The following is a 14,995-nucleotide window of genomic DNA, read 5'->3' on the forward strand; positions in this document are numbered from 1 at the left end:
GGAGAGTAAGTGATTGGGGTTTCACAGATTGAATGGTGAGTTTCAAAAAAAGTTGGAAAAAATGAGCGTTTTACTTGAAAAATTGGTATAGAGCATTTATAATTGGGCTATACCATTAAGAGAGGGAGACTGAATGAAATGAAGCAATTAACAAACATGAATGTCCAAATTGTCAGTGACAAGCTAGCTGGGGGTCAAGCAGGTTTTAACGTGTTCCAACAAGCCATCGACAACGGTGCCAAGGTTTTGGGCCTGGCAACTGGGAGCACACCCGTAACGATCTATGAACAACTTGTGGCGAGTGACCTGGACTTCAGCCAGTTAACGTCCGTCAATCTTGACGAATACGTGGGACTGAACGCGGATCATCCGCAAAGCTACCACTACTTCATGCAACATCATTTGTTTAACCAAAAACCATTTGCCAATTCTTACGTGCCAGATGGCTCTAATCCGGATGCGGTGGTGGCAACGCACCAATACGATCAAATCATTGCAGAAAATCCAATTGACTTACAATTACTTGGCCTGGGTCAAAATGGCCACATTGGATTCAACGAACCCGGGACTGATCCACAGTCAACGACACACAAGGTAGCGCTGACAGCTTCAACGATTGCGGCCAACGCGCGGTTCTTCGATGACGCCGAAGAAGTTCCTCGTTACGCTTATTCCATGGGAATTGGGTCCATCTTACAGGCCAAACAAATTCTGATTGTGGCTTACGGCGAAGCCAAGGCTGCCGCAGTTGCTGCCATGATCCAAGGCCCAGTGACCCCTGATGTTCCGGCCAGTTACTTGCAGACGCATCCAAACGTCCACGTGATTTTGGATGAAGCAGCTGCCAGTCAACTGGACTAACCAACTTGGGTTTACACGCAAATCTTATCAATTTTTCTTTAAGCACCTCCTCAAGTTATGTTATTCTTAACTTGGAAGCGATTTTAAGGGGGAAATTGGTAAGATGAAGCGAACAAAGAAATGGCTATTGGTCACACTCGTGGTGGGTGTCGGCTTGAGTAGCATTGGGAGCATTGGTCATGCGGCGACCACTAATCCTCAAGGTTTTATCACCCAGTTAAAGAGTCCGGTAGTGTCTGTGGCTAACCAATACAAACTCTATCCGTCCGTGATGATGGCTCAGGCGGCCTTAGAGAGCGCTTGGGGTACCAGTGACCTAACGACTCAAGCCAATAACTATTTTGGTGTTAAGGGAAGTTACAACGGGCAATCTGTCAGTATGAAGACGGCTGAGTATGATGCTAATGGTCAACTGTATTACACGACAGCTAACTTTCGTAAATATCCGAGCGCGAAGGCCTCGATGACTGATAATGCGCAACTTCTGCGTAATGGGACGAGCTACAATCCAGCCATCTACAGCGGTTCTTGGCGGGAGAATGCATCGACCTATTCAGCTGCGGCTAACGCACTGACTGGCGTTTACGCGACGTCTCCCACTTATGGGACTAGTCTAATTAAGATCATTGACCAGTACAGTCTGAATACGCTGCTAGATGACAGTACCAGTAGTTCTGGCGATTCGGGTTCTAGTAAGACGAAACCGACGACGCCCGCAGTTACTTACGCCAAAGCTACATACTACGGTGCTAGCGGAAATCAAACAGCGAGATTGAGTAGTAAGCATACAAGTTATGTGCTGTACAATCACGTGAAAGGGACGCGCGCCAACATTACCAAGACGGCGTGGAGCAAACTAAATGATTACACGGGGCAACTGTCTTATTTAGATATGCGCGCGGTGAAGACCGATCCGAAGTCGGGCAAGAAGACGACGTGGTACCGGGTTCGCTTCTCCAGTAAGAGTACAGCTAAGAAGTACTGGCTTTACGCAGAGGGGGTAACGTTGCCAACCGTGAAATATACCAAAGGGCTGGCAACGGTCAAAGTGAATAGTGGAATGAGTGGCAGTTACTATAACCACGTTTTTAATTCACCTTATCTCGCTAAAGCAATGGGATCCCTCAAAAAGTTAACGGCGAAATCATACACGGCGGATAATCAAGCGGTACGGACACAGGACGGTTACAAGACGACTTGGTACCGAATCAAGGTGGGATCCAAGAAATACTGGATCGCGTCGACTGAAGCTGCGGCAAGTCCCCAGTATGATTACGTGGTTTATACCAAGATGAGTGGCACCAAGAAGCTCAGCAGCAAGTACAGCAAATATCATATGTATAATCATATTAAAAAGACCCACTTTGACCAAGAAACGTATAAATGGCCGAGTGGCAGCAAGAAGGGGACCAAGGTCACGGTAGATTCGAAGGGCGTCAAGACGGCCTACAAGACGACTTGGTATCGGATTCAGTTCAGTGGCAATAAGACCAAGTATTGGGTCGATGCCCGGGCATTACAGTAAGTGTTAGGGAAGAGCCGTGGTTGACGCATGGCTCTTTTTATTTATCCAACACAGCATTCGAATCAGCTAATCCGCGCGTTGGCGTCCCTACCCAGTTGAGCGTAGGCTATAAGAAATTTGTAAGGGCAACGAGAAATTACCCACTGGTGCTCGTTTTTTGGTATAATACACAAGACTGAGCTCACGAGTACCTGGTGAGCCTTACTAGAAATCGTTAATAACTGAGTTAGGAAGTTTAATTCATGGATAATTCTTACAAAATTAAGGTCCAAAATGTCACGAAGGAATATGACCTCTACAAGAGTCAGGCCGAAAAATTGCGGTCATTCTTCTCTCTGAGAGGGTCAAAGGTGCCACACTTCTGGTCACTAATGGGCATTTCGCTGGAGGTTAAGTCTGGTGAAACCTTGGGACTGATTGGGGTCAACGGTTCGGGTAAGTCCACGTTGTCCAACATCATTTCCGGGATCATCCCACAAACGACCGGGGTCGTTGATGTTCGCGGCGACACCTCAATTATTGCAATTGGTGCCGGTTTGCGGGGAAATCTGACTGGATTGGAAAACATTCGGTTGAAGGCGCTGATGCAGGGCTTAACGAATCCCGAAATCGATGCCTTGATGGATGATATCGTTGGTTTCGCTGACATTGGTGATTTCTTATACCAACCCGTTAAAAGTTACTCTTCAGGGATGAAGTCCCGGCTGGGATTCTCCATTGCCGTGCACGTTAACCCAGATATCTTGATCATTGATGAAGCGTTGTCCGTTGGGGATGATACCTTCTACCAGAAGTGTGTGGATAAGATCGCTGAATTCAAGGATGAAGGAAAAACCATCGTCTTCGTCAGTCACTCTTTAAAGCAGGTCGAGATTCTGTGTGACCGTGTTGCTTGGATTCACTACGGTACGTTGAAGGAAATTGGGGCCACAGCTGGTGTGGTTAAGCATTACCGCGAGTTCACCAAGTGGTTCAAGGAGCAAACGAAGAAGGAAAAGAAGCATTTCCAACGTCAAATGAAGGAAAACCAGAAATCCTTCGATATTGATGCCTACCAAAAGCAGGTCACGGATGAATTACAAGCGGCGGAACCCAATGCCACCAATGTTGCATCCAAGGTTAAGAAGAACTTTTACGGTTCCGTAATCAGTGAAAAGATGGGCTGGGGGACGCGTATCTTGACATTTGCAGTGGCTATCGTCTTCGTTCTGACGTGTTTAATCAACATCTCTGGTCATTCGGTAGGGGATGTCGTCCAACACCCAGGCAACTTGGTTCATCCAGAGACGGTCCTCCACGATCCGGATGCGGGTCACACAAAATAAAAATTAGAAAACTATGATAAAATGGATAGATTTTTTTCATTTTTCATGGTATCTTTAACTTACCATTTATTTACCCCCTTTATTTAATTTCCCAATGAATTAAATAAAGGTTTATCTCTCATTTGGTGCAAAGGCGAGAACCAAGACGTTTAAGTCCTGAGCATTAGAGGAATAAGAGGTTTCTGTTCGGTTATGCCGGGCAGAGGCCTCTTATTTTTCTAAGCGGAGGGAAGTGCCCAGTTGATCGGATTAGAGAATGTATTCCGCCGATAATTTTCGATTTTTTTAAAATTCTAATGCCACGTCCAGTGTGAATTTGGGCTACTTCTATCAGAATTACCCCCTGTTTAATTCCAAGAAACTTGTTATGATTTAAATGTAACCGGTTACATATGAGAAACCAGAAAAATGAGAGGCGGGATTAAATGGCTATTGCGCAAATTAACGTTGCTGTCGTCGGATGTGGTGTCATCAGCGATATTTATCTGCAGTCGCTACAAGATAAATTTGCCGTGACCAACGTGGTTGCTTGTTCGGACCTGAATCCAGAGAAGATGCAGGCCAAGGCAGAGAAGTACCACATCAAGGCGATGAGCTACGCAGATATCTTGGCAGACCCGATGATTCAGTTGATTGTGAATCTAACGACGCCCAAGGCCCACTACAGCATTATTAAACAAGCCCTGGAACATGGGAAGCACGTCTTCTCAGAGAAAATGATCGCAGTTGAACTGGCAGATGGTCAGGAGCTCTGTGAATTATCCCGGTCGAAGAATTTACGACTCGGCGTGGCGCCGGACACCTTCCTAGGTGGCGGCATCCAGACGGCCAGATATATTGTGGACCACGGATTGATTGGCGATCCCTTGTCGGTCGTGGTCTCATTGAATCGAAACTTCCGAGTTTACGCCGATATTTTTCCGCACATGAATCAGCGGGGTGGCACCTTGCCGTTTGATACGGGCTGTTACTATCTCACGGCGCTGGCAAGTATTCTGGGTCCAGCTAAGAGCGTGAGCGCCTTTGGTCGGCGGTATCAGCCAGAACGGATCGGTCAGCGGACCGATAAGCCGTGGTTTGGCGAGAAAACAACCGTCGAAGCTGATAATATCTTGACGGCGACCGTGGCTTATCGGGATGGAGTACTGGCAACGGTCCACTTTAATTCCGAAAATATCTTAAATGAGGAACCGCAGATTACGCTGTTTGGGTCCGATGGGATTCTTAAGATGGGGGATCCCAATAATTTTGACTCGCCTAATTACCTGACCAAACAGCTGAATGAACCCGTTAAGTTTCCGTTCACTCACGGTTTTTTAGAGAATTCACGTGGGTTGGGGGTTGCCGACATGGCGTGGGCCATCCAGCAGAATCGGCCGCACCGGGCTAGCATGGAAATGGCGTACCACGTTTTTGAACTGATCCACGGTATGTATCAGAGTGCCGAGACGGAGACGGTTTACCACCTGACCTCCACGTTTGACCGGCCGCAACCCTTACCAACGGGTTACCTGAATAATGGCTTCTGGGGACCAACCGAAGAAAGTGCCTTAGCATTCTAGAAGGGAAGTTAGCATCATGGAAATTAGTCGCATCGCACACGCCTCATTCAAAGTCACAGATATGGTCGCAGCAGTGGACTTTTACTGTAAAGGACTGGGATTCACGGATAAGTTCGAGTTGCCTGATGAGCAGGGGCGGCCGTGGATCAAGTATTTAGAAATTCAGCCGGGACAATTCCTTGAGTTGTTCTATGATCATGATCAGCTGCCTAAGGCCACGCACGGGTACGATCTCTGTGGCTACCTCCACCTGAGTTTGGAAGTTCCAGACCTTGAGGCCACTAAACGTGAGCTCCTAGCGAAAGGCCTACCGGTCAATAGTGAAATTAAATTTGGGCCGGATAAGTCCTATCAACTCTGGTCGGCGGACCCAGATGGCAATCAGATTGAGTTCATGCAGTATTCACCAAATTCCTTTCAGTTAGTGGGGCGAAATTAATGAAGATGCCAACCATGGCCGAAGTCCAGGCTGAAGAAGCGGACTTACAGTTTACGAGCTTTAGCAACGAAACGGCACTCAAGATTGGCCAGCAACTGGTGGCGTTGGCCCACGACAGGAAAGCAGCTGTGACCATCGACATCACCCGTAATCGTCAGCAGCTATTTCACGCGGCTATGCCAGAAACGGCAATCAACAACGACAAGTGGCTGCAACGTAAGATCAACACGGTCTACGAATATGGCACCAGTAGCCTGCATAAGCAGTTGGAAATGGCCGCACGGGGCCAAACACTAGAAGAAGCCGCCGCACTTGATGCCCGTCAGTACGCGGCTGCGGGTGGGGGCTTTCCCGTCATCATCAAAGGCACTGGCCTCGTAGGGAGTATTGCCGTCTCGGGACTGGCCTCAGAGGAAGATCACCAGTTGATTGTCGATGAACTGCGAGCATTCTTTCGTCAGGAAAGTTAGAAGGGAATTGGTATGAAAAGACTGCCACTGATCAATACGCAATTTACCTTGTTCGGTGGACATATGGAAACTGTACCGCCGGGATGGCATTGGAAGCCAGAGGCTCACTTGGCGTTTGAGCTAATGTACATTGTCTCCGGGACGCAGCGGACTACATCCGAAATTGGCGAGTTGGTGACCCATGCCGGTGAGTTCATCATTATTCCGCCAGGCATTCGGCATAACAATTTTGTGGTGGGGGATCAGTCGTTGGATTACTTTGCGATTCACTTCAATCTGGATGATCCGTCATTTAAATACATGCTGACGCGGGAGTATGCGAATCAAATTGTGCGACCGGACTGGGCAGTCTACGAAGACCTGAAGACTTGTACGACGCAACTAATCACGCTATTTTCAAACAAGTATGGTCTGACGGATAAACTGAATATTGAGATGACGACCATCAAATTGATGATGATTCTCTTAGAGGCCGTGCAAACACAGGCACAATTTAGTTTTGACGAGACGAATCCCGATCAATTTCTGCTGTGTACCAAGTTGGCTAGTGACTTGAAACAACAAGTGGATAATCAGATTTATTACGGCGAGCACCCTACGCACATCTCCATTGCTGCGGTAGCGAGACGGTACAATATTAGTCAAAGCTATGCGTTGGAGCTGTTCAAGAAATACTACGGGGAGTCACCACAGAGCTACCTGATTACTCTGAAGTTAGAGGTGGGGAAGAAGCTCTTGCGGCAACCCAAGATGCAGGTCAAACAGGTTGCAGAGCGGTTGGCCTACGCGGATACCAGTCACTTTGGTCGGGAGTTTAAAAAACATTTTGGATTATCGCCACGAGAATACGCTCAAGGGAACCACTAATTTGGCAGAAAATGACTTGAAACGAAAACGTTTTCTAAAAGCTTAAAATAATTGTTTAATAATTTTTGGCTTTTGTAAAGCTTATGTAAACCCCACAGTATCACTGCTTTAACGATGGTGGGGGTTACCAGTGAGATTAGATAATCATCAAATCCAACAATTATTTCACAAAAAGTATTGACAGCGCTTACAAAGAACGGTATATTATAACTCGTAAGGTATTAATAATTACCTTCTAATCAATTCTCTTTCTCTCTTATGCCGACCACTACCATTCCCTGGTAGTGGTTTTGTTTTTGTCTAAAACCCTGTATAATTGAGGCCGGTAATGTTACGGATGGGTGAGTCAGATCGCCATCAGCAGCAAAGAGTGTTCATAATGAAAGGTGAGAATTGATGAAAAGTCATGAAACGTTTACCTTAATTGAAGAAATTACCCGCTTGGACGGGAGTAAATACATGGAGATCAGTGACATGGTGCAAAATGGCCGCGCTGAACTGGCCGTGGAACGCGGACTGATCAAACAGGTTCGCATTCTACAGCTCAACATTGCGCATACGCCACACGTTCAGGCCTACGAGGATTACGTGAACGAGAAGTATGATATGCCCGCCGAAGACTTTAAGAGCTTCCAGGAGTGGGAGAAGCCGGCTGAGATGCAAAAGGAAGTCGCCGCCATCCTCCACGAAAACCATATTGGCTAACGGCGGAATTTCACAGCAACGATTGATGAATCTATAGGTATTAGCATAGTTTGACCGGAAAGTTAAGTTACCGGTCAAACTATTTTTTTGGCGTAAAGGTCGGTTTTGCCTATCGAACGATAAGTTGTCGCTTACCGCGGCGATTACAATGACAATATTTGTTTAAGTCAAGTTAATCGCGCGTGATGCCGGCAATTTGGTCCAGGGATTTCAGGCGTTACTGGTTATTGGTCGTTGACGCCGTCGGACAAAAATAGTGACAATCAAAATCATTAATCACCCGATAAGCCTATTGTGACGGCGTTTCTGGAGTGCTTATTGTGGAGCTTAAAGGTGAATCATGCTACCATGTAATCGGTTACATTAATTTAATGATTTTACATATTTTGGGAGGGACACATTGTGAAAAAGTCTTTGACAGTGTTTAGTGCATTATTGATGTTAACGAGTGTTGGTGCTGGGATTCCAGCGGTTCAACTAGGCAATGCACCCACGGCTCAAGCGGCTGCGTTGAATGCAGCGAAGTTAGCTAATGGGAAGTACAGCGTGAAGTACGCCATTTACAAGACGGGGACGACGACACCTTCTGACGCGGCAAGTTATTTTAACGCTAAGGCAGCTGTTTCCGTGAAAACTAAGAAGGCCGCTGTGACGTTGACCGTCACCAAGGCGGGAAACCAATTTATCAAACAGATGACGCTGGATGGTAAGACGGGAACCGTGACCAAGAAGGCCACTGGGAACACTTACACCTTCAGTAACGTCAATCTCAGGACTAACCACACACTTGGTTTTGCGTTGACCGTGCCAATGAACGGCAAGGAAGTCACGATGAATGAAGCGGCGACCCTGAAATTTAAGACCAGCACGCTGGCTGCAACGACCAAGGTCAAGCTGAGCACTAAGAAGGTTAAGGCGTCTGCCAAGAAGGTCAGCGGGACCACAACCAAAGGGGCCAAGGTCACCGTTAAGCACAACAAGGCAACATTAGGCAAGACGACGACTAAGAAAACCGGGTACACGGTGAAGTTAAAGAAGGCTGTTAAGAAGAACTGGAAGCTCAAGGTTACGGCCACCAAGGCCGGCTATAAGACGGTGACGAAGACGATTACCGTTGCTAGTAGGTAGACACCGAGATCACCGTCAACGGGCGGTGATCTTTTGTTTATCGTTAGATAATTCAACAGTTCGGAGATTTAGGGCAATAAGTTTGGTGGACGGCAGCCCATTTGGTAAAATGAAAGCGGGTACAACTCTCGTGAATTCGGTCACGGGAAGAATTGAATTGGGGTGAGTGTGCAATGCGAAAGTTGCGACAGAGTTCACATATTATAGGGTTAATTGTGGTGGGGCTTTTCGCCATGGCTGTCTTCGGTGGGCAGCGGGCCCAGGCCGCCACGTTGGACGATGGCATCTACGTCGTGCCAACTAAGATTATTAAGGCAAACAGTACGGCAACCTCGACGGCCAACCAGTTCTTCGGGGACTATGCGGCCGTGCGAATCAAGGGTGATCAGACGACGGTTCTCTTGACCAGTAATGGGGCGCAGTATATCAAGTCCATGACGGTTGCTGGGCAGAAAGCCCCGCTGGTTAAAACGGTCAACGGACAGGCAATCTATCAGGTCAATCTGACGAAGCAAGCCAGTCCGCTACCAGCTACGTTTACTCTGACCACGCCGGTCGGTAGTATGAAGGAATCTGCACGGCTGGCAGTGACCTGGGCCAAGGCTGAAAAGGCTGATACGAGTACGAATACGGCCGATCTGCTTAAGCAGGCCACGGCGTTAACAGAGACCGCTGCTAGTTCTACTAGTGCGGTTAGCGTTCCCAAATCGACAACGGCTACAACTACAACGGCAACCTCAACAGCCAAGTCGACCAAGGCAACGCCGACTGCACAATATTGGAAATATCAGGTTCTGAAGGCCGATACCATGACACTTTCAGATGCCAATCAATACTATACGCACATGGCCAAGGTGATGCCAGTACAGACAGGCTACCAGGTAACGTTGACCGTCAGCTATGCGAAGTCCCTGAAGTTGGGGCCCAAGGCGGTTGTTCCTAAGACGATTGATGGTGTGGCGGTGCCAGCTAGTCACGTGACGTACGGTGAGAGCGGCCAGAATTACACGATGACGTATTGGTTTGATAGGCAACATACTAGTGAATTGACGGCTAAACTGATTCCGGGAAAAATTCACGTGACAGTGCCAGCGATGAATATTAGTGAAACCTTTCCGATTCGGTTCCGGTTTGCGGCGAGTGGATCTGCGGATAAGGCGACGGCCGCTGCCGTCACAGCGTTGCCTACAACGACGAATAAGCAGTCTAGCGGTCGAAGTAACGATTCAGCCACAACGCCAACGATACATCGCACTGCTAAGGCAACGTTACCCGCAACTGGTGAAGCAATCAATTCATGGGCAATTTGGGGCCTAATCGGGCTGAGTGTTAGTGGGAGTTGGTTGGCTTGGGAGGCGAAACGGTATGCGCAGAATTAGGCGATTTCTATTAGCCATTGCGATGGTGCTCGGGGGTCTGGCATTGTTGGCACCGATTGCGGCACATGCCCAGGCAATTGATTACAGCGCACTCAAGTATGGTACTAAAGAAAACTCAATGGCTAGTGGGTATTTCGTCCATCCCGCGACGGTTACCGTGAAGCATCACGCCTACATCGTCACGATGGATCTGAAGACGGCAAAGAAACTGACGAGTTGGCCGGTTCGGGTGCTCTCAGTCGATGGACATGCCCCGGAAAATGTACGGAAGGTCAAGGATGGTGCCGGAAATTCGCATGTCTACTACAGTTTCACGACGACTAATCTAAAACGCAATATCAACGCGAAGTTGGCGATCAACGTACCTGATGTCTATAAGGCGAAGCACAATATCACATTTCGATTCAAAACTACCAATTTGCCGGCGTTAGGGCGCAAAGCTGCGACGCAAACGACACGGACTCGTCAGGCGACTCAGGCGAAGACGGCAGCGAGTGCCTCGTCAGTTCAACCGGCCGCAGCGACCACCAGTCAGAAGGCAGTGAGTTCCAGTAAAGCCAGCAGCAAGGCCCAATCTAAGGCGGTTGCATCAACGATGAGTAGTCGCACGTCCAGTCAATCATCGCGCGTAGCCAGCAGTCATTCACAGCAGGCTGATGCCAGCGATGAGGTTCCCCAACAGAAGACCCACTGGGGTGGCTTGATCGGTGGTGTTATCGCCATCGTGCTTCTGGTTGGTGGTGGCAGTTGGTGGTATTTCGGTAAGCATTAGGAGGTCTGGTAGATGCAAAATCCAAGAAAAATTGGCTTATGGTCACTGACCATTCTCCTAGTCTTAGGCATCATCGGTGGTGGTTTCGCGTGGCAACACCAGCAGCAAAAGCAGCGGCAACCACGCATTGTCGCCACAACCTACGCGGTGGTTCAGATTGCCGATAAACTCGACCTGCCACTGGTGGGAATTCCCACGACGGCGAACCAGATTCCCAAGCGCTATCAACATGTGACGAAGGTCGGTAGCCCGATGAATCCCAGTGTGGAAAAGATTACGGCGCTGAAGCCCACTGCCGTCTATTCGGTGACCACGCTCAGCGACCAATTTGGCAAGGCCTTTAAGGCGCAGCACGTGGCCCCTCATTTTCTAGACTTAACCAGTGTGGCGCATCTCGAGACGACACTGACGCAGTTGGGCAAGCGGTATCAACGGCAGAGCGCTGCAACTAAACAAATTGCCAAGATTCAGGCGGCCAAGCGCACAGCTAAGCGACGTACGCAGAACCAGCCAGCACCACGGGTATTGGTCATCATGGGCTTGCCAGGTGCAACCACCTACATGGTCGCTACCAATCGCGCCTATGTGGGAGATTTAGTTCGTTTGGCTGGTGGGAAGAATGTCTTTACCAGTAAGAACCAGGAATACATGCAACCTAACGATGAGGCCATTCAGAAGGCCAATCCACAGGTGATCTTACGTCTGGAACATGCGATGCCTAAGATGGTCACGAGTCAATTCAATCAGGAATTTAAGGCTAATAAGATGTGGGCGACAACTTCGGCTGTGAAGCATCACCGCGTCTACGATCTTCAGGAGCCGACCTTTGATGCCACGGCCAACATGCAGGCGGCTACGGCACTCAAACAGGTTAGCCATTGGCTCTATCCTGCAAAGGGGGCTGGGGTATGAGCAAACACGCAGGTTGGTGGTACGGCGGTGTCCTGGTGCTCCTGGTGGTCACAATTGCGGTGGCCCTCATGGCTGGGACGACTTGGATCGGGCCAAGCCGGCTGTGGACGATTGCCAGTCAACCGGCTAGTCGTGACTTTGTGACAGTCTTTAACCTCCGACTGCCCCGAATCGTGAGCAGTTTGATCTGCGGGGGAAGTCTTGCAGTTGCCGGGGCGCTCTTTCAGGCCGTCTTTCGTAATCCCATTGCCGACCCCAGTATTCTGGGAATCAGTTCGGCGGCGGACTTCTTCAAGCTGGGTGGCGCACTGTTGCTTCCTTGGCTGCCCGGTCGTAACTGGATACTGGCGCTAGTCGGGGGACTCGTGGCCCTAGCCATTCTGACCAGTGGCAAGGCCTTGCGGGACCCGTATCGCTTGATTATTGTTGGGGTCGCCCTCGATGCCACCTTTGTCGGCCTAGCTCGGCTCGTCAGTAGTGGTCAAGCTGCACAGGTCATGCAGAGTACCTTTAATGCCGTGACCTGGAGCGATACTGTAGCACTACTGATTCTGGGCCTGTTGGGGCTCGTAGTGGCCTTACTGTTAGCACCCTGGGCTAATGATCTAAAACTGGCGGATGCGGCGTTACAGACGATTGGTGTCCCTGTCAGAGTGATTCGTTGGAGCTTGCTACTGTTGGGGATGTATCTCGCAGTCAGCGTGACAGCCATCGTGGGCACGATTCCCTTTGTGGGTATTGTGATTCCCAATTTAGCTCGGCGCTTCGTGGGCCACGACTATCAAACGTTGGTGCCGTTTTCCATGTTAGCGGGTGCTTGGCTGATGCTGGCAGCGGATACGCTGGGCCGGACGGTTGTCGTGCCCAGTGAGATCTCGGCGGCGACCATGATGGCCGTGATCGGTGGGCCATTTGTGATTATTCTCTTACAACGGGGGCGAGGTTTCCATGGAATTACAACACGTTAGTTACCAATACCCCAGTCAGGAGAGTGGCGTTTCGGACCTGTCTGGAACACTTCCGATCGGGAAGATCACCACAATCATCGGACCAAACGGGGCCGGCAAGTCGACATTGCTAAAGATCTTGTCACGGCAAATCATTCCGCATTCTGGAACGGTGACGTTAGCGGGGCAACCGCTGGCAACGTATACGGCCAAGATGTTAGCGCAAAAAGTCGCGGTGGTCAGTCAACGTCACGAGCTATATGATGATATGACAGTTGCTGCGGTGGTCAAGATGGGGCGGTTGCCCTACCATGGGTTGTTGGCCACGGTGCCAGATGAAGAGGTGAGGGATTATCTCGCGCAGACATCCCTTACACCACTGGCGGATGTCCATTTGGACGATCTGTCCGGGGGTCAGCAACAGCGGGTCTGGTTGGCTACGGCGTTGGCCCAGCAGCCACAGGTATTGCTGTTGGATGAGCCGACGACTTATCTGGATGTGCATTACCAACAAGACCTGATGGCCCAGTTGCATCAACTCGCTGCGGCGGGGATGACGGTGATTCAGGTGTTACATGACATTAATCAGGCGTTCATGGTCAGTGACTGGCTGTGGCTCTTACGGGATGGTCGGCTGGTGGCAGCGGGGTCGTCTAACGATTTGCGACAGGCGCCACTGTTAGCCGAGACTTTTCAGATACCGATTGAGATTGTGGATGTGCCGCGCCTGGGGCCGTATATTGTGCAGGTGCCGGAGCTCAAATAGTTTTAGCCGCTGTGAAGGCCCTATACTTATACCAATGTAAAAAGCGCCGAATTTGTCGCATGATTTAGCAGAGCTTAAGAAAAAATTAGAACGATGCTGCGCTCACTCACGAGACGCTTTACAATGTGAGACGAGTGTCCATTATTTGAAAACGTTTACTCCGCCGTTACACGAAGGGTGTTATCATTTAGCTAACGGTTAACCATGAAAGGGAGGAATCAATGATGGGACACTCAGTTGTACTCTACTTTTCCAATACGGGGCATACGGAAGCGGTCGCCAAAAACATTGCGGCTGTGACGGGTGCTCAGCTCGTCGCGATTACTCCTCAGCAAGCTTACACGGCGGCTGATTTAGACTGGAACGATCACACGAGCCGTAGCTATCATGAAATGCATGCTGGGCGGGTTCGTCCGACCATTCAGCCAATCGAAGCAGGCATTGTCGCACGGGCAACAACCATTTACCTGGGCTTCCCCTTGTGGTGGGCGACGGCGCCACGGCCCATTGATACGCTACTAGATAGCTTAGATTTCACGGACAAGGTGGTCTGGCCATTCTGCACGTCGGGATCATCGCCGATTGATGAGGCAACGTCGCAACTGCGTCGGGATTATCCAGCGGTTGCGTGGCATACTGGTCAGCGCTTTACGAGCCAGATGACGGGTGACGATGTGCGGGATTGGTCGCAGTTGATTTAGGACTAAACGGTTGGTCATTTGTGGCTACCAGGGAGGCCACTGCTGTAGGATCTCTGGCAGCCAAAGGCCGGACTCCCAGCTCGATGACTCCCCACCAAAAGTGGGCGGTTTTTTAAACGCGTTCCAGTCTCATGGGGCATTCTAACTTGAACGATAGCTTGTCCCGTCACAATAAAACCTCACCGATTTATTTGATGAGGTAATCATATCGTGGATTTGGCATCAATCATAGACGGTCAGTAATTAGGTGTACGTACTCATAGAATATTAAAAATTGCACTCACCAAGCCAGGAAGACGGATAGGTGAGTGCAATTTTGGTTCTATGTCAACTGTTGTTGGTAATTCCATTTATAAAATTGTCTAATCCTTTGAGATTAGGCAATTTTTTTTGAGCCCAAATGCCAGATGAATCCTTAATCTAAAGCTTGTGAAACAGCCAAAGCCGTACGCAACTCGCTTTATTACCTTGATTTTGTTATTAATACCCTCCATTGGACCATTTGAGAATTCATATCTCAATGCATTATCAACCGATTCTCGGTTCTCAACCAGTGCGTTCAACGCCTTCGTCATTTCTTCTGAGCCATTGTCTTTTCCGTCTAGAACTGTTTCTAGTCGAGCGATGTCACGGTAC

Annotated in this window: 16 protein-coding genes; 15 read left to right on the forward strand and 1 reads right to left on the reverse strand. The window is 49.2% G+C overall.

Annotated features, from left to right (window positions below; genetic code table 11):
• Positions 1 to 156 precede the first annotated feature (156 nt).
• The 15 genes from ACKTSF_RS05045 (at position 157) to ACKTSF_RS05115 (ending at position 14,359) form a co-directional block, all read left to right on the forward strand.
• Complete coding sequence (locus tag ACKTSF_RS05045; protein ID WP_407887248.1) at positions 157 to 861, forward strand: glucosamine-6-phosphate deaminase; 705 nt, start codon at positions 157 to 159, stop codon at positions 859 to 861.
• 103 nt (positions 862 to 964) lie between these two features.
• Entirely contained in the window at positions 965 to 2,386 is a 1,422-nt protein-coding gene (locus ACKTSF_RS05050) for a glucosaminidase domain-containing protein (protein WP_407887207.1), read from the forward strand.
• Between the two features lie 242 nt (positions 2,387 to 2,628).
• A complete protein-coding gene (locus ACKTSF_RS05055) occupies positions 2,629 to 3,711 on the forward strand; it encodes an ABC transporter ATP-binding protein (RefSeq protein ID WP_407887209.1) in 1,083 nt (360 codons plus the stop codon).
• A 425-nt stretch (positions 3,712 to 4,136) separates the two neighbouring features.
• Entirely contained in the window at positions 4,137 to 5,273 is a 1,137-nt protein-coding gene (locus tag ACKTSF_RS05060; RefSeq protein WP_407887211.1) for a Gfo/Idh/MocA family protein, read from the forward strand.
• 16 nt (positions 5,274 to 5,289) lie between these two features.
• Positions 5,290 to 5,712, forward strand: coding sequence for a VOC family protein (locus tag ACKTSF_RS05065; protein WP_407887213.1), 423 nt, complete (start codon positions 5,290 to 5,292; stop codon positions 5,710 to 5,712).
• A complete protein-coding gene (locus tag ACKTSF_RS05070) occupies positions 5,712 to 6,182 on the forward strand; it encodes a heme-degrading domain-containing protein (RefSeq protein WP_407887214.1) in 471 nt (156 codons plus the stop codon). The genes ACKTSF_RS05065 and ACKTSF_RS05070 overlap by 1 nt, the downstream gene beginning before the upstream one ends.
• Before the next feature lie 12 nt (positions 6,183 to 6,194).
• On the forward strand, positions 6,195 to 7,049 hold the full coding sequence (locus ACKTSF_RS05075; RefSeq protein WP_407887216.1) for an AraC family transcriptional regulator: 855 nt from the start codon (positions 6,195 to 6,197) through the stop codon (positions 7,047 to 7,049).
• A gap of 396 nt (positions 7,050 to 7,445) precedes the next feature.
• The gene (locus tag ACKTSF_RS05080; RefSeq protein ID WP_407887218.1) at positions 7,446 to 7,754 is read left to right on the forward strand and encodes a hypothetical protein; all 309 of its coding nucleotides are present in this window, start codon (positions 7,446 to 7,448) and stop codon (positions 7,752 to 7,754) included.
• Positions 7,755 to 8,156: 402 nt separating this feature from the next.
• Positions 8,157 to 8,882, forward strand: coding sequence for an NEAT domain-containing protein (locus tag ACKTSF_RS05085; protein ID WP_407887220.1), 726 nt, complete (start codon positions 8,157 to 8,159; stop codon positions 8,880 to 8,882).
• A 173-nt stretch (positions 8,883 to 9,055) separates the two neighbouring features.
• Complete coding sequence (locus tag ACKTSF_RS05090) at positions 9,056 to 10,261, forward strand: NEAT domain-containing protein (RefSeq protein ID WP_407887222.1); 1,206 nt, start codon at positions 9,056 to 9,058, stop codon at positions 10,259 to 10,261.
• Positions 10,248 to 11,033: an NEAT domain-containing protein gene (locus ACKTSF_RS05095; RefSeq protein ID WP_407887224.1), complete on the forward strand. Its 786-nt coding sequence runs from the start codon at positions 10,248 to 10,250 to the stop codon at positions 11,031 to 11,033. The genes ACKTSF_RS05090 and ACKTSF_RS05095 overlap by 14 nt, the downstream gene beginning before the upstream one ends.
• Before the next feature lie 12 nt (positions 11,034 to 11,045).
• Positions 11,046 to 11,945: a heme ABC transporter substrate-binding protein IsdE gene (gene isdE / locus ACKTSF_RS05100; RefSeq protein ID WP_407887226.1), complete on the forward strand. Its 900-nt coding sequence runs from the start codon at positions 11,046 to 11,048 to the stop codon at positions 11,943 to 11,945.
• Positions 11,942 to 12,913 carry an iron ABC transporter permease gene (locus ACKTSF_RS05105; protein WP_407887228.1) on the forward strand — a complete coding sequence of 324 codons (972 nt, stop codon included), beginning with the start codon at positions 11,942 to 11,944 and terminating at the stop codon, positions 12,911 to 12,913. Before isdE ends, ACKTSF_RS05105 begins: the two co-directional genes overlap by 4 nt.
• Positions 12,894 to 13,658 (forward strand): ABC transporter ATP-binding protein, encoded by a 765-nt coding sequence (locus ACKTSF_RS05110; RefSeq protein ID WP_407887230.1) that lies wholly within the window; start codon positions 12,894 to 12,896, stop codon positions 13,656 to 13,658. The genes ACKTSF_RS05105 and ACKTSF_RS05110 overlap by 20 nt, the downstream gene beginning before the upstream one ends.
• A 224-nt stretch (positions 13,659 to 13,882) precedes the next feature.
• Complete coding sequence (locus ACKTSF_RS05115) at positions 13,883 to 14,359, forward strand: flavodoxin (protein ID WP_407887232.1); 477 nt, start codon at positions 13,883 to 13,885, stop codon at positions 14,357 to 14,359.
• Positions 14,360 to 14,721: 362 nt separating this feature from the next.
• Here the strand turns inward: ACKTSF_RS05115 and ACKTSF_RS05120 are convergent.
• Positions 14,722 to 14,995 (reverse strand): transposase (locus ACKTSF_RS05120; protein WP_407887234.1); only part of this gene is annotated, 274 nt, incomplete at its 5' end.

The sequence above is a fragment of the Levilactobacillus muriae genome, from assembly GCF_045862015.1.
Taxonomy (GTDB): domain Bacteria; phylum Bacillota; class Bacilli; order Lactobacillales; family Lactobacillaceae; genus Levilactobacillus; species Levilactobacillus muriae.